At 64.1% G+C, this 18,017-nt stretch carries 16 protein-coding genes and 2 tRNA genes; 8 read left to right on the top strand and 10 right to left on the bottom strand.

What is annotated here, in order from left to right:
* Positions 1-13: 13 nt before the first annotated feature.
* From AC2TZ7_RS08490 to AC2TZ7_RS08530, 9 genes are all read right to left on the bottom strand, one after another.
* Positions 14-679 (bottom strand): Dph6-related ATP pyrophosphatase, encoded by a 666-nt coding sequence (locus AC2TZ7_RS08490; RefSeq protein WP_489866575.1) that lies wholly within the window; start codon positions 677-679, stop codon positions 14-16.
* Entirely contained in the window at positions 679-1,317 is a 639-nt protein-coding gene (gene hisH / locus AC2TZ7_RS08495) for an imidazole glycerol phosphate synthase subunit HisH (RefSeq protein WP_489866576.1), read from the bottom strand. The genes AC2TZ7_RS08490 and hisH overlap by 1 nt, the downstream gene beginning before the upstream one ends.
* Positions 1,317-1,904, bottom strand: a complete 588-nt coding sequence (gene hisB, locus AC2TZ7_RS08500; protein ID WP_489866577.1) for an imidazoleglycerol-phosphate dehydratase HisB — start codon at positions 1,902-1,904, stop codon at positions 1,317-1,319. Before hisB ends, hisH begins: the two co-directional genes overlap by 1 nt.
* A 127-nt stretch (positions 1,905-2,031) precedes the next feature.
* Positions 2,032-2,106 (bottom strand) — tRNA-Gly (locus tag AC2TZ7_RS08505).
* Between the two features lie 22 nt (positions 2,107-2,128).
* A tRNA-Gly gene (locus AC2TZ7_RS08510) sits at positions 2,129-2,203 on the bottom strand.
* A gap of 420 nt (positions 2,204-2,623) precedes the next feature.
* The gene (locus tag AC2TZ7_RS08515) at positions 2,624-3,385 is read right to left on the bottom strand and encodes an ABC transporter permease (RefSeq protein WP_078519584.1); all 762 of its coding nucleotides are present in this window, start codon (positions 3,383-3,385) and stop codon (positions 2,624-2,626) included.
* Entirely contained in the window at positions 3,385-4,173 is a 789-nt protein-coding gene (locus AC2TZ7_RS08520; protein ID WP_078546376.1) for an ABC transporter ATP-binding protein, read from the bottom strand. The genes AC2TZ7_RS08515 and AC2TZ7_RS08520 overlap by 1 nt, the downstream gene beginning before the upstream one ends.
* A 73-nt stretch (positions 4,174-4,246) precedes the next feature.
* Entirely contained in the window at positions 4,247-5,260 is a 1,014-nt protein-coding gene (locus AC2TZ7_RS08525; RefSeq protein WP_489866578.1) for an ABC transporter substrate-binding protein, read from the bottom strand.
* 174 nt (positions 5,261-5,434) lie between these two features.
* On the bottom strand, positions 5,435-7,351 hold the full coding sequence (locus AC2TZ7_RS08530) for a 5'-nucleotidase C-terminal domain-containing protein (protein ID WP_489866579.1): 1,917 nt from the start codon (positions 7,349-7,351) through the stop codon (positions 5,435-5,437).
* Between the two features lie 233 nt (positions 7,352-7,584).
* On the opposite strand from AC2TZ7_RS08530, the gene nudC reads away from it, so the two are divergent.
* Together nudC and AC2TZ7_RS08540 are read left to right on the top strand one after the other, a co-directional pair.
* Positions 7,585-8,616 (top strand): NAD(+) diphosphatase, encoded by a 1,032-nt coding sequence (gene nudC / locus AC2TZ7_RS08535; RefSeq protein WP_489866580.1) that lies wholly within the window; start codon positions 7,585-7,587, stop codon positions 8,614-8,616.
* 64 nt (positions 8,617-8,680) lie between these two features.
* The gene (locus tag AC2TZ7_RS08540; protein ID WP_098410420.1) at positions 8,681-9,148 is read left to right on the top strand and encodes an SRPBCC family protein; all 468 of its coding nucleotides are present in this window, start codon (positions 8,681-8,683) and stop codon (positions 9,146-9,148) included.
* A gap of 11 nt (positions 9,149-9,159) precedes the next feature.
* Here AC2TZ7_RS08540 and AC2TZ7_RS08545 read toward each other — a convergent pair whose 3' ends face one another.
* Positions 9,160-10,017 (bottom strand): prephenate dehydratase, encoded by an 858-nt coding sequence (locus AC2TZ7_RS08545; protein ID WP_078519578.1) that lies wholly within the window; start codon positions 10,015-10,017, stop codon positions 9,160-9,162.
* 204 nt (positions 10,018-10,221) lie between these two features.
* Here AC2TZ7_RS08545 and AC2TZ7_RS08550 point away from each other — a divergent pair, with 204 nt between their 5' ends.
* The 6 genes from AC2TZ7_RS08550 to AC2TZ7_RS08575 all read left to right on the top strand — a co-directional run bounded on the left by AC2TZ7_RS08550 (position 10,222) and on the right by AC2TZ7_RS08575 (position 17,971).
* On the top strand, positions 10,222-10,770 hold the full coding sequence (locus AC2TZ7_RS08550) for a c-type cytochrome (protein WP_489866581.1): 549 nt from the start codon (positions 10,222-10,224) through the stop codon (positions 10,768-10,770).
* A 203-nt stretch (positions 10,771-10,973) separates the two neighbouring features.
* Positions 10,974-12,839: an extracellular solute-binding protein gene (locus tag AC2TZ7_RS08555; RefSeq protein ID WP_489866798.1), complete on the top strand. Its 1,866-nt coding sequence runs from the start codon at positions 10,974-10,976 to the stop codon at positions 12,837-12,839.
* A gap of 32 nt (positions 12,840-12,871) precedes the next feature.
* Entirely contained in the window at positions 12,872-14,029 is a 1,158-nt protein-coding gene (locus tag AC2TZ7_RS08560) for a microcin C ABC transporter permease YejB (protein WP_078539650.1), read from the top strand.
* Positions 14,029-15,141 carry an ABC transporter permease gene (locus AC2TZ7_RS08565; protein ID WP_489866582.1) on the top strand — a complete coding sequence of 371 codons (1,113 nt, stop codon included), beginning with the start codon at positions 14,029-14,031 and terminating at the stop codon, positions 15,139-15,141. Before AC2TZ7_RS08560 ends, AC2TZ7_RS08565 begins: the two co-directional genes overlap by 1 nt.
* Positions 15,138-16,748, top strand: a complete 1,611-nt coding sequence (locus tag AC2TZ7_RS08570; RefSeq protein ID WP_489866583.1) for an ABC transporter ATP-binding protein — start codon at positions 15,138-15,140, stop codon at positions 16,746-16,748. The genes AC2TZ7_RS08565 and AC2TZ7_RS08570 overlap by 4 nt, the downstream gene beginning before the upstream one ends.
* Positions 16,745-17,971: a glycosyltransferase gene (locus AC2TZ7_RS08575; RefSeq protein ID WP_489866584.1), complete on the top strand. Its 1,227-nt coding sequence runs from the start codon at positions 16,745-16,747 to the stop codon at positions 17,969-17,971. Before AC2TZ7_RS08570 ends, AC2TZ7_RS08575 begins: the two co-directional genes overlap by 4 nt.
* Positions 17,972-18,017 lie beyond the last annotated feature (46 nt).

Below are 18,017 nucleotides of genomic sequence, written 5' to 3' on the forward strand. Positions count from 1 at the left end.
TTTCTCGCCGGACTTACTCGGGGATCAGATCGGCGTAGGCGAACCCGTCGCGCATCACCGTCTCGCCCACCCGCACCGGGATCGGCGCGTCGAAAATCGGGCCCGCACTGACGGCGGTGTGAAACTCGCCATTCTCGCCGCAGGGATCGACGCCTTCGGGCAGATCGGCCAGCAGGCTTTCATCGAAACGTCGCCCCGCGAAGCTGGGATCGAGCTTGCTCGGATCCACCGTCACCAGATGCGTGACGAACCCCGCCGCGATCATCTCGCGCGCCAGCTGATCCGTAGGCCGCTGCCATAGCGGGAAGAGCGCTTCGACACCCAGCGGCTTCAGCTTCTCGATCCGGTAATCGCGCACGTCTTCGAGGAAGAGATCACCAAAGACCATCGTCTCGACGCCAAGCGCCTTCACCTGATCCATGGCAGAGGCCATCCGCGCCTCGTAATCCGCGTTCGAGCAGGGCCAGGGCAGCGGCACCTCGATCAGCGGCAGGCCCGCGGCCTTCGCCTGACGGCGCAGCAGCTCATTGCGCGTGCCGTGCATCGCCACCCGGTCGAAAGCCTCGTTGGTCGTCGACAGCAGCGCCACGACATCCGCGTGGCCCTCGGTCCGGCAAGCATGCAGCGCCATCGCGCAATCCTTGCCCGAGGACCACGACAGAACCGCCTTGGGCGCCATCAGGGTTTCCAGCCGAGGAAATTCGCGATCAGCCGCAGACCGGTCGCCTGAGATTTCTCGGGATGGAACTGCGTGCCCACGATATTGTCGCGCCCCACGATCGCGGTGATCTCGGCCCCGTATTCGGCATAGGCCAGACGGTGCTGCGGCTCGGCCACCTTGAAGTGGTAGCTATGCACGAAGTAGGCGTGATCGCCGGTCGAAATCCCGTCGAGCACGGCGTGATCGTTGTCGACCACCAGATCGTTCCAGCCCATATGCGGGACCTTCATCGACGGATCGGCAGGCTCGATCTTCACCACCTCGCCGGGGATCCAGCCGAAGCCCTCGGTCTCGCGGAACTCGAGCCCGCGCGTCGCCAGCATCTGCATGCCGATGCAGATCCCGAGGAAGGGGCGGCCCTTCACGGTCACCGCCTCCTCGATCGCTTGCGCCAGCCCCTCGAAGCGATAGAGCGCCGCGCTGCAGGACGGAAACGCCCCGTCGCCCGGCAGCACGATCCGGTCGGCGCGCGCGACGACGTCGGGCTCCGAGGTCACGACGATCGTGCCGTGACCGGTCTCGTTCGCCATGCGCTGAAACGCCTTCTCGGCCGAGTGCAGGTTGCCCGAATCGTAATCGACCAGTGCTGTGAGCATCAAAGCGCCCCTTTGGTCGAGGGCAGCACGCCACCCATGCGCGGATCGGTCTCGACCGCCATGCGCAGCGCGCGGGCGACCGATTTGAACGCGGCCTCGGCGATGTGGTGGCTGTTGAAGCCATGCACGCGGTCGATATGCAGCGTGATCCCGCCATGGGTGGCGAGCGCCTGGAAGAACTCGCGCACCAGTTCGGTGTCGAACGTGCCGATCTTGTCGGTGGGCATGTCGCAATTCCACACGAAGAAGGGGCGCGCGGACAGGTCCAGCGCGCAGGAAACCTGCGTGTCATCCATCGCCAGCGCGAAATGGCCGTAACGGCGGATGCCGCGCTTGTCGCCAAGCGCCTGCACCAGCGCCTGACCCAGCGCGATGCCGGTATCCTCGACCGTGTGGTGATCGTCGATATGCAGATCGCCCTTCGCGCGCACGGTCATGTCGATCAGCGAATGCCGCGCGAGCTGATCGAGCATGTGGTCGAAAAAGCCCACGCCCGTCTTGTTGTCATACTGACCGGTGCCATCGAGATCGATCTCGACGCTGATCTCGGTCTCGGCGGTCTTGCGGCTGATGGTGGCCTTGCGCATGGGGCGCCTCCTTGAAACTCACCGCCTTATAGGCCGGGGCAGGGGGCGCGCTCAAGCGGGGGCATGTCGATTGACGGGCAGTGGGGCGGAAAAACAAAAGCCTCCCCGAAGGGAGGCTTTTTTGTATTGGAGCGGGCGAGGCGATTCGAACGCCCGACCCTAACCTTGGCAAGGTTATGCTCTACCCCTGAGCTACGCCCGCATCCTTGGGTATTTGACCGAACTGGAGCGGGCGAGGCGATTCGAACGCCCGACCCTAACCTTGGCAAGGTTATGCTCTACCCCTGAGCTACGCCCGCGCCGGTTCGGTGGAGGCGGATTTAGGGGATAGCGGCGTAGGCTGCAAGAGGAAATTTTGCGCAAAGGGGAAAATTCCTGCCTGACGTTTCGGCAGGCGGTGCCGAGCCGCGTTGCAAGCACCTGGTGAGGCAAGAGGGCAGCAAGCCAGCAGGCTCAGGATGCGCCAATCGAGGGGGCTCTGCCCCCGCTCGCTGCGCCAGCCCCCCGGGATATTTGACCCAAGCCGAAAACGAAAAATGCCCGGCTCGATCCGCAGAAGGGCGGGCGAGCCGGGCCGTTTCGTCTTGGGCGGTCATCGGCGTCCCCGCCTGTTCCGCGATTCCTTGTTAACGCAATTGCCGTTAAGACTTCGTTGCGCGCCTTCGGCTTGGCGGAAATATCCCGGGGGGCGCGCGGAACGCGAGCGGGGGCAGCGCCCCTTAACCCGGTTGCCGTTCCGCCCAGCCTGCGAAGATCTTCTCCAGCGCGACGACGGCGTAGTAGAGCAGGATCCCGAGGAAGGCCAAGGCGATTAGCACCGCGAACATCAGCGGGTAATCCCCGTTGGTCTGGCCCGACAGGAACAGCGCGCCGAGGCCTTTGCCATGGGGCGAGATGATCTCGACGAGGTTGGTGCCGATGAAGGCCAGCGTCACCGAGACCTTCAGCGCGCCGAAGAACTCGGGCAGCGTTTTCGGCAGGGCGATCTTGCGGAAGATGGTGAATTTCGAGGCGCCGAGCGCGCCGAGGATATCGCGATATTCGGGCTCGAGCGTGGACAGGCCGATGCCCACCGACACCGCGATCGGAAAGAAGGAGATCATGAAGGCCATCAGCACGGTGTTGAAGTCATGCGCGCCGATGAACAGCAGAGCCAGCACCGGCACCACGGTCGCTTTCGGCACCGCGTTGAAGCCCACCAGCAGCGGATAGAGCGCATCGCGCGCGGTGCGCGAAAAGCCCATCACCATCCCGAGGAACGTCCCGAAGACGATCGAGATCGCAAGCCCCGCCACGGTGCGCCACAGCGTCTGCCAGCTGTCGATCAGGAACAGGTTCCAGTAGCGCATATAGGCGGCGGGCAGGTCCGAGGGCGAGGCCATGACGTAATTCGGCCAGCCATTCGCCCAGACGATGAATTCCCAGATCGCGAGAAAGGCGATGATCGACAGGATCGGGGTGAGGATTTTCTTGAAGTCCATCAGTGCATCTCCTCGTCGCGGCCCTGAGCGATCCGGATCTGATCACGCAGCAAATGCAGCATGTCGACGGCTTTCGGCTCGTAGAGAATGTCGATCGTGCGATCCTTCGGCAGGTCCACATCCAGCACGTATTGCGTATGTGCCGGGCGGCCCGAGAGCACGATGACCTGATCGCCGAGGAAGACGCTCTCGCGCAGGTCATGGGTGATCAGAACGGCGGTGAAGGGCTCGGCAGCGCGCAGATCGCGCATCGTCTGCCACAGGTCCTCGCGGGTGAAATTGTCGAGCGCGCCGAAGGGTTCGTCCATGATCAGCACGTCGGGCTTATGCACGATGGCGCGGCACAGCGAGGCGCGCTGGCGCATCCCGCCGGACAGCTCGGACGGGCGCTTGGTCTCGAACCCCTTCAGGCCCACCATCTCCAGCAGATGCTCGGCGCGCGCGACCTTCTCGGATTTCGCCATGCCCGGGGCCACGATCTCCAAGGGCAGCATCACGTTCTCGATGATCGAGCGCCATTCCAGCATCACCGGGTTCTGAAAGGCCATGCCGACGGTCTTACGCGGGCTGGTGACCTTCTCGCCATGCAGCCAGACCTCGCCCTGATCGGGCTTCATCAGCCCCGCCACCAGACGGGTGAGGGTGGATTTCCCGCAGCCCGAAGGGCCGACCACGGCGCAGAACTCGCCCTGCGGCACGCGGATGTCGAGATGGTCGAGCACGGGCAGGGGGCCATGCTTGGTTTGATAGGCGTGGGTCACGCCGCGAATGTCGATGAGGTTTTCCATGAGGGTCCGGCGCGAGAAGGCAGAGAAAAGGGGCGGGCGCGTCTGCAGCGCCCGCCCCCGAGACGGTGACGGATCAGTCGATCTTCAACTCTGCCGCGTCGGGCAGGTATTCGCTGTCGAAATAGAGCGCCGCGTCGGGCGTGTTCTGGAACTCGTAGACGGTCTTCGTCTGCTCGATCGCGGTGGCCATACGGTCCGCGTCGATCCCGCCCATGCCGTTTTCCTTGACGTGATCAGTCAGGACGTTGGCATCGATCGCCATCTGCAGACGCTCGGTCTCCAGATCCTTGTCGGCGGCGGGGTTACGCTTGAGAAGCGCGTCCACGGCCTTGCCCGGATCGACCACGGCGGCCTTCCAACCCTCGGCGGTGGCTTTGATGAAGCCGGTGATCTCTTCGGGATGGGCCTTCGCGTAATCGGTGTTGACGATGATCGCGTTGCCGTAAAGCGCCACGCCGTAATCAGCCATCAGCAGGATCGACTGGTCATCCATGCCGACACCGAGGCGCTTGAGGTTGAGCGTCGAGGAGAAGGAGAAGCCGGTGACCGCATCGACCTTGCCCTCGGCCAGCATCGGCTCGCGCGTGGGGAAGCCGACGGGCTCGACCTTTATCTTGTCCATGTCGAGGCCGGTCTCCTTGGCGAAGATCGGGAATTGCGCCCAGGCACCATCCGGGGGCGGTGCGCCCAGCACCTTGCCTTCGAGGTCTTTCGGTTCGTTCACACCCAGCGACTTGCGGCCCACCACAGCGAAGGGCGGCTTGTCATAGACCATCATCACCGCGGTCACGGGCGCGCCGGGGTTCTGGTCGAGGAATTTCATCAGCGAGTTGATATCGGCGAAGCCCACCGGATAGGCGCCGGTCGCCACTTTCGGGATCGCGTCGAGCGAGCCCTTGCCCTCTGCGATCTCGACGTCGAGCCCGGCCTCGCCGTAATAGCCCTCGTCCACGGCGAGGAAATAGGGCGCCGAGGGGCCTTCGAATTTCCAGTCCAGCGCGAAAGGCATCTTGGTTTCGGCCTGTGCCAGCGTGGCCGAGAGGCCGAGCGCGAGCGCCGCGAAAAGCCCCGGTTTGATGTGCAGCATGATATCCCTCACTTCGTTAATCCGTTTTCGCACCGATCCTGACCGGCGGCGCGCGGGGGTAAACTCAAACCGCGCACGCCATGCGAACAGGCGGGGTGCTCACGGTCCCGTGATTAAGTTTTGGGCGGGGCGCTGCAAGAATGCAAGAAAATTAGGCGCGGCATCGGCGAGCGCTCAGAGCGAAATCTCGAGGGGCAGAAACCCGGTCGCGTCGACCGGTCCGGGAGACGCGTGCAGCCCCGCCTGTTCCAGTTCGCAGAGATAGTCCGCGGCGCCGGGACCCGTATGGTAGAGCGCACGCGCGCCGGGCAGGGGAGAGAACCGCCAGATCGGTGGCGCGTCGAGATGCAGCGGTCCCACCTGTGCATCGATCTCTTCGAGCAGTAGATCGCGCACCAACACCGGCTCCGGATCGATTGGAACGGGACGGCCCCGCCGCTTGAAGCCGCCGCCGCCCGACAGGCGGAAATCATTGCTCACGACGATGAATCGGTCGGTGTTGCCGATCAGAGCGCCCTCATGGCGCAGGTCGTGGATGCGGCCGGGCGCGGCGGGCCGCAGGCTGCCATCGGGGCGGAAACGCGGGGGTTGAGAGAGGTCGATCTCGTAGGTGATCCCCGAGATCACGTCGAAATGGTAGCTCGCGAAGGTGAGGTCGCAGAGCATCCGCAACTGCCCATCGGGATGCTGCTGGTTGTAGATCGAGGCTGCCTGCTCGAGCCAGTCGCGTAGCTCCGCGCCGTTCAGCTCCACCGCGCCGACCGTATTGTTGAACAGGTAGATATCGTCGACATGGCTCATCCGCAGCGGGCCGGGGGGGATGTCGATGAAATGGGCAGAGCCTGCCGCGCCGCCTGATTTGAAGCTCGACGCAGCGCCGAGGAGGGGCAAGTCCGCCTCGGGGCGACCGGCGAGCCGTTCGCGGGCGAAGCGCTGTTTCGCCGCGCTGATCAGCGCGAGCGTCCGGTCCGGCGCGATCTGCGTGAAATAGCTGTGCAGCGGCTCCGCAGTGGTGCCGATGGGGCGACGGATGTGATCGAGCGTACGGCGATGGGTAGGCTCGGAGGCGGCAAGCACCGCCGCGCTGTCCGGCCCGGTCTCCTGCTGCGCCGGGCGCAGTTCCGCCCGATGCGCCGCGAGCCTCCAGCCGTCGTGCGTCTGCTCCAGTACGAGGTCGAGCACTCCCAGATGTGTTCCGCGCGCGCCGGCATTGAGCGCGGGCTTGCCGTGAAGCGTACCGAGAACGGGGTCGATCCCCGCGAAGGCCGGCCGTGTGGCATCGGGAAAGCCGTGATGGTCATGCCCGGCCAGCACGACATCGACCCCGTCGAGCCGCGCGACCGCAAGCGCCGCCCGTTCGGCAGAGTGTTCGGGGTCTTGCGATGCCTCGTCGCCCGGCGGCAGGGGCGAAATCCCGGTATGGGCGAGGGCGATCACAAGATCGGCGCCCGAGGCTCGGATCAGTTGCAGCTGAGCCTCCGTCGCCTCCAGAAGCGAAGAGGTCGAAAGCTCGGCCCCGGGCCGGGTCTCGAGCCAGGCGAGGCTGGGGGGCGGCAGCACGCCGATCACCGCGATGCGCAGGGTCCGCTCGATGCCGTGACTGTCGAGCAGGCTGCGTTCGAGCATCGCCCAAGGGCGGATCGGCGTGCCGATGGAGGCGCGCAGATTGGCGCAGAGCATCGGAAACCTCGCCGCTTCCAACGCTTGGACGAGCGGCCCGATCCCGAAATCGAACTCATGATTGCCAAGCGCCGCCGCGTCGTAGCCCAGAGCGTTCATCGCCGCGATCATCGGATTTTCGCCGTCGTGGCAGCCTGCGATCTTGCATGGCTCGCTCCAGAGCTGCGTCAACGGCGTGCCCTGAAGAAAATCGCCACAATCGAACAGAAGGCAGTTCGGGGCCTCGCTACGCGCTTGAGCAATTTCCGACGCCAGCGCTGCCAAGCCTCTGCGCGGGGCAGGGCGGTCATTGAAGTAATCGTAGCCCCGAGCTTGACCATGCAAATCGGTCGTCTCAAGAAGCCTCAGCGCGAGCGTGACGCGCTGATCCGAAAACTGGCCGGGCCAATCCTGGTCAGACAGTTTCCCCATGAGTTCCCCTTGGCCTGTAATTGACCTTTTATCGTTGAAATGCCGCCTTTTGGCGGTCGCGTGTCCCCATACGCAACCTAGAGTAGAGGTCGGTCGTTTGCCAAGTTTTAAATTTACGTAACGAGATTGCGAGGTAAGGCGGCGCTGCGAATCTGGCTTGCGCGTCACCTGATCGGCACTGGTCTCCGGCTGGCGGCCCGTGGCATGGGTAGGGCGATCCGCAGGAGTTTTTTATGCCGCCCGATTCCCACGCCGAGACGCCAAAGCCGATATCGCAGCCCGCCCGGCTGTCTCAAGGACGGGTGCTCGATCCGCGGGGATTGGCCTTCGCCGAAGCGCCGGGCGCGTTGGAGCGCGCGGCCCATCTGCGAGGAGATGCAAAACGGCTCGCGGAGCTGCGCGCAGGCAAAACTGCGCGGGTGGTCGCGCTTTGGCGCGGGCGTCCGCTGTTCGGACCCGAGGGGCTGCATCTTCTGCGCGCGGGCGAGGCGGCGATCGAGGCGATGCCGGGACCGGAGATTTTCCTCGGGTGTCACGATGGGCGTGCTCTGTTTTCCCGCGATGTCTCTGCCTTCGAGCCCGAGGGCGAACGACCCGACGGGGCCGCCTTCTTCGACGCCTCCGAGCAGCGCCATCCCGATCTGCCCGACGATATCGTCTTCGCGGAGCTGCGCGGTCGGATGGGTTTCCTCAGCCCGGTCGAGGCGGAGATCGCCGCCACCGCGCGCGGGCTCGTGGAATGGCACCGGACGCATCGCTTCTGCTCCACCTGCGGGGCCGAGAGCGAACCCGAACAGGCGGGTTGGCATCGGCGCTGCCCGGTCTGCGAGCGGCACCATTTTCCGCGCACCGATCCGGTGGTCATCATGCTGATCACCCACGGCAACCGGCTCTTGCTGGGGCGCGGCCCGCATTGGCCCGAGACGATGTATTCCTGCCTCGCGGGGTTCATGGAACCGGGCGAGACGGTGGAGGCCGCGGTGCGCCGCGAGGTCTTCGAGGAAAGCGGCGTCGAGGTGGGCGAGGTCTCTCTCGTGGCCTCGCAGCCCTGGCCCTTCCCGGCGTCGCTGATGCTGGGCTGTCGCGGCGTGGCGACCACCACCGAGATCACCATCGACCCGGTCGAGATCGCCGATGCGCGCTGGATCAGCCGCGAGCGGCTGCTGCAGGTGGTGGCGGGGCGCGATCCTGAGATATCTGCGCCACGCCACGGCGCGATTGCCGGATGGCTGATGCGCGAGTGGCTTGCAGATCGGCTGGAATGAGGCCAGTTTGCCGCGCACGGTGCGCCACTCCCCGGCCTCCGATCTGCCCTGAGGACTCCGCTTTATGAAATTGTCGACCCGCACAGATATTTCCGCGCCCGCCGGTTTCGTCTTCGAGCGGCTCGCGGATTTCGGCAGTTTCGAGCGGGTGGCGATGCGGCGCGGGATCACGCTGAAACGGCTTGATACGCTGAGCGAACCCGGCGCGGGCATGTCCTGGGATATCGGCTTTCGCTTTCGCGGCAAGCAGCGCCAGATGATCACCGATGTGAAGCATTTCGAGGTGCCGGAACTGATCATCTACGAGGGCGTGTCGAACAGTTTCGAGGCGGTGATGGATTTCGATCTGACCGATCTGTCGAAGACCCGCACGCGTCTGCAGGTCGGGCTGGACCTGAGGCCGCGCAGTCTCGGCGCGCGGCTGATGATCCAGTCGGCCAAGCTCGGCAAGGGCAATCTGGAACGCCGCTTCAAGGAGCGGATCGAACAATTCGCCCAGGATATCGAGCGTCAGCACGAGAAAAGCGCCTGACGCCCTGATCCTTAGCTGTCGCGTTCGGGGGCGGCCGGATAGACGCCCAGAATTTCCAGATAGCTGGTGAAGTAGTCGAGTTCTTCGAGCGCACGCGCCAGCGCCGGATCGTCCGGGTGACCTTCGACATCGGCATAGAACTGGGTCGCGGTGAAATGCCCGCCGACCATGTAGCTTTCCAGCTTGGTCATGTTCACGCCATTGGTCGCGAAGCCGCCCATCGCCTTGTAGAGCGCGGCCGGGATGTTGCGCACCCGGAAGACGAAGGTGGTCATCATCTTCTCGCCGCGCGGGCGGGTGTCGGGCTCGGTGCCCATGATCAGGAAGCGCGTGGTGTTATGCGCGTGATCCTCGATATGGCGGGCGAGGATGTTCAGGCCATAGGTCTCGGCGGCCATGTCGGAGGCCAGCACGCCCACGCTGCGGGTCTGCGCCTGCACGAGTTCGGCTGCCGCGCCCGCGCTGTCGGCGGCCGCCTCGCCCCGGATGCCGTAGCGCGACAGGAAGCTTGCCGCCTGCGGCAGAAGCACCAGATGCGCGCGGACCTTTTCCAGTTCCTCGATCTCGACGCCGGGCAGGGCCATCAGGCTGATATGCACGCGCACGAAGGCCTCATCGAGAATATGCAGCCCCGATTCCGGCAGCAGGCGGTGAATGTCGGCCACCCGCCCGTAGGTCGAATTCTCCACCGGAAGCATCGCGAGATCGGCATCGCCTTTCTTCACGGCGGCGATCACGTCCTCGAAGGTGCGGCAGGGGACCGGCTCGAGGTCCGGGCGCGCGTCGCGGCAGGCCTGATGCGAATAGGCGCCCAGCTCGCCCTGAAAGGCGATCCGACCGGTTTTCGGCGATTGTCCTTGGCGGCTCATGTGCAATCCCCCGCACTGATCTTGTCTTGCGCCCTGCCTAGCCCGTGCCCGCGCGGAAGGGAAGGGCCGGGGCGCGGGAGGCTCACGCTGCGTCATTCATTATCCACCCTCTGAAAATCCGATCACATCTGGTAAAGTTCCCTTGATCTGAAAGTCCCTGTGCGGATAGATGCGCGGGACGACGACGCATATCAGGGACGAGACATGTTCAATACCATGACCTTTACCAAGGCGGCGGGCGCGTTTCTGGGCGCGTTGCTGTTCTTCCTGCTCACGGCCTGGGCCTCGAGCGCGCTCTACACCGTTGGCGAGAGCCATGACGCTTCGGGTGGCAGCGAGCACGAGATGAAGGACATGATGTCCGCAGCCCCCGGTGATCTGCTGGCGACAGATGACGAAGGCGATGGCGCGGCTCAGGAAGAGGAAGTCGCACAGATCGAGCTTGGCACCGGCGACGCGGCCAAGGGCGAGAAGATCTTCGGCAAGTGCAAGGCCTGCCACTCGATGGAAGGCAAGAACGGCGTTGGCCCGCATCTCGACGGCGTGGTCGGTCGCGCGGTCGCTTCGGTTGGCGATTACTCCTACTCGGGCTCCCTCGAGAGCCATGGCGGCGAATGGACGCTCGAAGCGCTCAACTCGTGGCTGGAGAACCCGAAGGACTACATTCCGGGCAACAAGATGTCCTTTGCCGGTCTGAAGAAGCCCGAAGACCGCAACGACGTGATCGCCTATCTGCAAGAGCATTCGAACTGAGGCAAAAATCTCTCGAATCTTCTCAAGGCCGCCTCTTTGGGCGGCCTTTTGCATTTCCCGCCCTGCTTTACAGATTCGTAACTTGCTCCCTGCGCACTTAGGCTTTTAGCTAGGCAGACGCGAAAACGCTTTGGAGCAGGGAGCAGGTGTGCATGGCAAAAGCGCGAGTGGCGAGTAAAGCGATCGATACGGATTGGACGCAGATGGCGCCGCGCGCGCTGAGCGGGCTGGTTGCAGCGGGTCTGATCTGGGCGGGACTGGCCTTCGGCGCACATGCACAAGACAGCACGCAAAGCGGCGACACGATCACCTCCTACGGGATCGCGACGCTCGGACATCTGAAATATCCCGCCGATTACACCCATCTCGATTACGTCAATCCGGACGCGCCCAAGGGCGGCGAAATCTCGGAATGGGCGCCGGGCGGGTTCGACAACTACAATCCCTATTCGATTCAGGGCCGTGCCGCCGCGCTGTCCTCGGTTCCGCTGGAATCGCTGATGGAGGGCACCGCAGACACGGTGGGGGAGCTGTATTGCCTGCTCTGCAAGAGCCTCGAATATCCGCCGAGCAAGGATTGGGTCGTCTTCACGCTGCGCGACGGGATCACATTCTCCGACGGCACGCCGCTGACCGCGCAGGATGTGGTCTTCTCCTATGAGCAGCTGCGCGACAAAGGTCTGAGCTCCTTCCGCGCGGTGATCGCCCAGCAGGTCAAATCGGCCGAGGCGATCGACGACAAGCACATCCGTTTTGAGTTCCAGCCCGATTACCCGCGCCGCGATATCATCCAATCGGTGGCGTCGCTGCCGATCTTCTCCAAGGCGCAGTTTGAGAAGGAAGATATCGACCTGTCGCAAACCTCGCCGGTGCCCTTCATCGGCTCGGGGCCGTACGTGTTCGACAGCGTCAAAAGCAATCGCGCGATCACCTGGAAGCGCAACCCCGACTATTGGGGCAAGGACCTTCCGATCAACAAGGGGCGCTCCAACTTCGACCAGATCCGCGTCGAGTATTTCGGTGATTACCAATCGGCTTTCGAAGGCTTCAAATCCGGCACCTACACCTTCCGCAATGAGGCCAGTTCGATCATCTGGGCCACCGCCTATGACTTCCCGGCGATGCAGACGGGCGAGGTCGTGAAGGCGGAACTGCCCAACGGCAACATCGCCTCGGGGCAGGGCTTCGCGATCAACCTGCGCGAGCCGAAATTCGACGATCTCCGCGTGCGCGAGGCGCTCGATCTGGCGTTCAATTTCGAATGGTCGAACGACACGCTGTTCTACGGGCTCTATGACCGGGTCGAGAGCTTCTGGGAAAATTCCAAGCTGCAGGCGCAGGGCAAGCCCTCGGCGGAGGAAAAGAAGATCCTCGAGCCGCTCGCCAAGGACCTGCCCGACGGCATCCTGACCGACGACGCGGTGATCCAGCCTGTCTCGGGCAAGCGCCAGCTGGACCGCAAGAACATGCGCAAGGCGGCGAAGCTGCTGGAAGAGGCGGGCTGGGTCGTCGGCGATGACGGGATGCGCCGCAATGCCGAAGGCGAGAAGCTGACCGTCGCGATCCTCAACGACAGCCAGACCTTCGACCGCGTCATCAACCCTTATGTGCAGAACCTGCGCGCGCTCGGCATCGACGCCAGAATGGATCGCGTCGATGACAGCGAATATGAGAACCGCCGTCGCAGCCACGACTTCGACATGATCACCACCCATCTGGGGCAGGACGAAATCCCCGGCTCGAACCTGCAGCAGTATTTCGGCTCGGGCTCGACCGATGACGTGTTCAATGCGATGGGGCTGAAGAATCCGGCGATCGACAAGATGATCCGCATGGTCGAAGAGGCGAATACCGAAGAAGAGCTGCTGCCGCGCGTCCACGCGCTGGACCGCAGCCTGCGCGCCCTGCGCTTCTGGGTGCCGCAATGGTTCAAGCCCACCTATACGGTCGCTTACTACGATATGTACGATCACCCGAAAAACTTGCCGCCCTACGCTCTGGGAGAGCTGGATTTCTGGTGGTATGACGCCGACAAGGCCAAGAAACTGAAAGCGAGCGGCGCACTCTGAGCGACCGCCGATAAACGAGCAGAGGGCCGGACATGGGCGCCTATATCCTGCGGCGATTGCTGATGGTGATCCCCACTTTGCTGGGAATCATGATCATCAACTTCACGCTGACGCAATTCGTCCCCGGCGGGCCGATCGAACAGGTCATCGCCCGCGTGCAGGGCGAGGCGGATTCGATGCGCAATATCTCGGGCGGCGGGGATGCGGGCACGCAGAACCAGGGCGGCGTCGAGGATAGCGGCTATCAGGGCGCGCGCGGTATTTCTCCGGAGCTGCTCAATCAGCTCGAAGTGCAGATGGGCTTCGCGCGGATCGTCTGCGATGACGGGTTCACCGGCACGCCCGATCTGGCGGACCCGGCCTGCCACAAGGAGAAGATCCCGGCGTGGCAGCGTTTTGCGATCATGATGAAGGGCTATCTGACCTTCGATTTCGGCAACAGCTTCTTCCGCAACGAGAGCGTCGTGAACCTCGTGATCGACAAGATGCCGGTCTCGATCACGCTCGGCCTGTGGTCGACGATCCTCGCCTATATCATCTCGATCCCGCTGGGCATCCGCAAAGCGGTACGCGACGGCACGCCCTTCGACACCTGGACCTCCGGCGCGATCATCGTGGGCTACGCGATCCCGGGCTTCCTGTTCGCAGTGATGCTGATGGTGCTGTTCGCAGGCGGCAGCTATTTCAAGATATTCCCGCTACGCGGCCTGACATCGGATAATTTCGACCAGCTGACGATGATCGGCAAGGCGCTCGATTACCTGTGGCACATCGCGCTGCCGGTGACGGCGACGACCATCGCGAGCTTCGCCACGATGACGCTGCTGACGAAGAACTCCTTCCTCGACGAGATCAACAAGCAATATGTGATGACCGCCCGCGCCAAGGGCCTGTCCGAGAAGAAGGTCCTCTACGGTCACGTCTTCCGCAACGCGATGCTGATCGTGATCGCGGGCTTCCCGGCGCAGTTCCTCGGCATCTTCTTCGGCGCGTCGATCATCGTGGAGACGATCTTCTCGCTCGACGGTCTGGGCCTGCTGGGCTTCCAGGCGGCGGTGGAGCGCGACTACCCGGTGATCTTCGGTACGCTCTACATGTTCGGGCTGATCTCGCTCGTCGTGAACATCATCTCCGACATGATGTATGTCTTCGTCGACCCGCGGATCGATTTCGAGAAGAGGTCCGGCTGATGGCATTGTCTCCTCTCAACCAACGCCGTTGGCGCAACTTCAAGGCCAATCGCCGCGCCTTCTGGTCCGCGATCATCTTCGCCGTGCTCTTCGTCCTCGCGATGTTCGCGGAGTTCATCGCGAACGACAAACCCATTGTGGTGAGCTACCGCGGCGAGCTGTATTTCCCGATCTACAACTTCTACCCCGAGACCGCTTTCGGCGGCGATTTCCGCACCGAGGCGATCTATCGCGACCCGACCGTGCAGTGCCTGATCGAGACCGGCGGCACCGAGGGCTGCTTCGACGCGGACGACCCGAACGCCTTCGCGAAACAGGCGCTGCAGACGGGCGAGGTCGATGGCGAGAAGATCGAGAAGGGCTGGCTCCTGTGGCCGCCGATCCCCTACAGCTACAACACGATCAACGATGTGGGCACCGCGCCCTCGGCCCCCGATGCCGATCACTGGCTGGGCACGGATGACACCGCGCGTGACGTGCTGGCGCGGGTGATCTACGGCTTCCGCACCTCGGTGCTGTTCGCGCTGATCGTGACCGGGATCGGCTCGATCATCGGGATCGCGGCAGGCGCCGTGCAGGGCTATTTCGGCGGCAAGGTGGACCTGTTCTTCCAGCGCATTCTGGAGATCTGGTCCTCCACACCCGCGCTTTACGTCATCATCATCCTCTTCGCGATCCTGGGCCGAAGTTTCTGGCTGCTTGTCATGGTCTCGATCCTCTTCGGCTGGCCCGCGCTGGTGGGCGTCGTCCGGGCCGAATTCCTGCGGGCGCGCAATTTCGAATATGTCCGTGCCGCCCGTGCGCTTGGCGTGTCGGACCGGGTGATCATGTTCCGCCACATCCTGCCCAACGCGATGGTGGCCACGCTGACCATGCTGCCCTTCGTGATCACCGGCGCGATCGGCGCGCTCGCCTCGCTCGACTATCTGGGCTACGGGTTGCCGTCTTCCGCGCCCTCGCTTGGGGAGCTTGCGCTACAGGGCAAGCAGCACCTGCAAGCGCCGTGGCTGGCCTTCTCGGCCTTCTTCACCTTCGCCATCATGCTCTCGCTTCTGGTCTTCGTCTTCGAGGGTATCCGTGACGCGTTCGATCCCAGAAAGGTGTTCCGATGAAACCGGTTCTCGAGGTCGAAAACCTGAAGGTCGCCTTCAGCTCCGAGGGCAAATTCACCCCGGCCGTGAAAGGCGTGAGCTTCACCGTGAACGCGGGCGAGACCGTCGCGCTCGTGGGCGAGTCCGGCTCGGGCAAATCGGTGACCGCGCTGTCGACCGTGGCGCTGGTCGGGGGCAATTCCAAGGTCGAAGGCTCTATCCGCTACGAGGGCCGCGAGATGGTCGGCGCGACCGAGCGCGAGTTGATGCAGGTGCGTGGCAACGATATCAGCTTCATCTTTCAGGAGCCGATGACTTCGCTCAATCCGCTGCACACGCTGGAAAAGCAGATCGGCGAGAGCCTCGCGCTGCATCAGGGCGTGACGGGCGAGCAGGCCAAGAAACGTATCATCGACCTGCTCGACAAGGTCGGCATCCAGAACCCGGCGGACCGGCTGCAGGATTACCCGCACCAGCTTTCGGGCGGGCAACGCCAGCGCGTGATGATCGCGATGGCGCTCGCGAACGGGCCGGACCTGTTGATCGCGGACGAACCCACGACCGCGCTCGACGTGACGATTCAGGCGCAGATCCTCGAGCTGCTGGCCGATCTGAAACGCGACATGGGGATGAGCCTTCTGTTCATCTCGCATGACCTCGGCGTGGTGCGGCGCATCGCGGACCGGGTCTGCGTCATGCAGCACGGCGAGATCGTGGAGCAGGGGAAGACCGAAGACATCTTCGCCAACCCCAAACACCCCTATACGAAGAAGCTGCTGGAGGCCGAACCCACCGGTCGCGCCGAACCGGTGCCCAAAAACGCGCCCGAACTGGTGCGCACCGAGCATCTGAAAATCTGGTTCCCGATCCAGCGCGGTCTGCTGCGCAAGACCATCGGCCATGTAAAGGCGGTGAACGACGCCTCGCTGTCGGTGAGGGCAGGGGAGACGCTGGGCATCGTCGGCGAATCCGGCTCGGGCAAGACCACGCTCGCGCTCGCGATCATGCGGCTGATCGCCTCCGAAGGGCCGATCATCTACGAGAACCAGGACATCTCCAGCTGGCAGGCGAACAAGCTGCGCGCGCTGCGCCGCGACATGCAGATTGTGTTCCAGGACCCGTTCGGCTCGCTCTCGCCGCGGATGACGGTGGAACAGATTATCGGCGAGGGGCTGACTGTCCACGGTGTCGATCCGGGCCGCAACCGCCGCGAGATGGTGGCCGAGATCATGGAGGAGACCGGGCTCGACCCGGCGATGATGGAGCGCTACCCGCATGAATTCTCGGGTGGCCAGCGCCAGCGGATCGCCATCGCCCGCGCGATGATCCTGCGTCCCAAGGTGGTGGTGCTGGACGAGCCGACCTCGGCGCTCGACATGACGGTGCAGGTGCAGATCGTGGACCTGCTGCGCGATCTGCAGAAACGCCACGGGCTCGCCTATCTGTTCATCAGCCACGACCTGCGGGTGGTGCGCGCGCTCAGCCACAAGATCATGGTGATGAAGCGCGGCGACGTGGTCGAGGCGGGCAACGCGGCGGCGGTCTTCGCCAATCCGCAGACCGCCTATACCCGTCAGTTGATGGTGGCCGCCTTGGGGGAGAGTTCGCTGACCCCCGAGATTGCATGAAGATCCTCTTCGTTCACCAGAACTTCCCGGGCCAGTTCGTACATCTGGCACCGGCTCTGGCCGCGCGCGGGCATGACATTCTGGCCCTGACGGTCGAGACGAACCAGCGCCCCTCGCCGGTGAAGGTGGTGAAATACCGCAAGCCCGCGCCGGTCGAGATGTCCTCGCGGCTCACGCGCCTCTACGCCGATTGCGCCGCGCGCGGGGCGAAGGTTGCACTCGCCGCCCGGCAGTTGCGCGACAAGCACGGCTATGTGCCGGATGTGATTTTCGGCCATTCCGGCTGGGGCGAGACGCTGTTCCTGCGCGAGGTCTGGCCCGAGGCGAAGCTTCTGGTCTATGCCGAGCTGATGTATCGCACGACCGGGATGGACACGGATTTCGATGCCGAGTTCCAGCGCCCCGGCCTCGAGACCCGGATCTCCACCACCGCGCGCTCGGCACATCTGATCCAGTCCATGGTTCAGGCCGATGCGGGGCTTGCCCCGACCGAGTTTCAGGCCGAGACCTTCCCGCCGGAGCTGCGCGCCAAGCTCACCATCTGCCATGACGGCGTCGATTGCGCCCGCCTCGCGCCGAACCCGCAGGCGCGTTTCACCGTGCCGGAAACCACGCTCACCTTCCGCCCCGGCGACGAGGTTCTGACTTTCGTGAACCGCTCGCTCGAACCCTATCGCGGCTATCACTCCTTCATGCGCGCGCTGCCCGATGTGCTCGCCGCGCGGCCAGAGGCGCATGTGCTGATCGTGGGCGAGGAGGGGCAAAGCTATGGCGCCCCGCCGAAGGACGCCAAAAGCTGGAAGCAGAAATTCTTGGACGAGGTGCGCGACCGGCTGGACATGAGCCGCGTGCATTTTCTGGGCCGCATCCCTTACGGCGATTACGTCGACATGCTCCATGTCAGCCGCACCCATGCCTATCTGACCTATCCCTTCGTGCTCAGCTGGTCGCTGATGGAATCGATGGCCGCCGGCTGCGCCATCGTGGCCTCGGATACCGCGCCGGTGCGCGAGGTGATCACCGACGGGCAGACCGGGCGGCTGGTGGATTTCTTCGACATCCCCGGTTGGTCGAAGGCACTGACCGAAGGGCTGGCGACCCCGCAGACATTCGCCCCGATGCGTGAGGCGGCCCGCGCCCATATGTGCGCGCGTTACGATCTGCGCACCCATTGCCTGCCGCGCCTGATCGCCTTCGTCGAGGGCGCGATCGCCACACCCTGATACGCGCCCTTCCGCGAGACGGACTCGACTCCGCAGCCTGCGAGAT

Source organism: Thioclava sp. ISO4, assembly GCF_058105145.1.

Bases quoted from the DNA above. Each gene is read 5' to 3' on its own strand.
- AC2TZ7_RS08490 (WP_489866575.1), bottom strand. From the start codon at position 679: ATGGCGCCCAAGGCGGTTCTGTCGTGGTCCTCGGGCAAGGATTGCGCG.
- hisH (WP_489866576.1), bottom strand. From the start codon at position 1,317: ATGCTCACAGCACTGGTCGATTACGATTCGGGCAACCTGCACTCGGCC.
- hisB (WP_489866577.1), bottom strand. From the start codon at position 1,904: ATGCGCAAGGCCACCATCAGCCGCAAGACCGCCGAGACCGAGATCAGC.
- AC2TZ7_RS08515 (WP_078519584.1), bottom strand. From the start codon at position 3,385: ATGGACTTCAAGAAAATCCTCACCCCGATCCTGTCGATCATCGCCTTT.
- AC2TZ7_RS08520 (WP_078546376.1), bottom strand. From the start codon at position 4,173: ATGGAAAACCTCATCGACATTCGCGGCGTGACCCACGCCTATCAAACC.
- AC2TZ7_RS08525 (WP_489866578.1), bottom strand. From the start codon at position 5,260: ATGCTGCACATCAAACCGGGGCTTTTCGCGGCGCTCGCGCTCGGCCTC.
- AC2TZ7_RS08530 (WP_489866579.1), bottom strand. From the start codon at position 7,351: ATGGGGAAACTGTCTGACCAGGATTGGCCCGGCCAGTTTTCGGATCAG.
- nudC (WP_489866580.1), top strand. From the start codon at position 7,585: ATGCCGCCCGATTCCCACGCCGAGACGCCAAAGCCGATATCGCAGCCC.
- AC2TZ7_RS08540 (WP_098410420.1), top strand. From the start codon at position 8,681: ATGAAATTGTCGACCCGCACAGATATTTCCGCGCCCGCCGGTTTCGTC.
- AC2TZ7_RS08545 (WP_078519578.1), bottom strand. From the start codon at position 10,017: ATGAGCCGCCAAGGACAATCGCCGAAAACCGGTCGGATCGCCTTTCAG.
- AC2TZ7_RS08550 (WP_489866581.1), top strand. From the start codon at position 10,222: ATGTTCAATACCATGACCTTTACCAAGGCGGCGGGCGCGTTTCTGGGC.
- AC2TZ7_RS08555 (WP_489866798.1), top strand. From the start codon at position 10,974: ATGGCGCCGCGCGCGCTGAGCGGGCTGGTTGCAGCGGGTCTGATCTGG.
- AC2TZ7_RS08560 (WP_078539650.1), top strand. From the start codon at position 12,872: ATGGGCGCCTATATCCTGCGGCGATTGCTGATGGTGATCCCCACTTTG.
- AC2TZ7_RS08565 (WP_489866582.1), top strand. From the start codon at position 14,029: ATGGCATTGTCTCCTCTCAACCAACGCCGTTGGCGCAACTTCAAGGCC.
- AC2TZ7_RS08570 (WP_489866583.1), top strand. From the start codon at position 15,138: ATGAAACCGGTTCTCGAGGTCGAAAACCTGAAGGTCGCCTTCAGCTCC.
- AC2TZ7_RS08575 (WP_489866584.1), top strand. From the start codon at position 16,745: ATGAAGATCCTCTTCGTTCACCAGAACTTCCCGGGCCAGTTCGTACAT.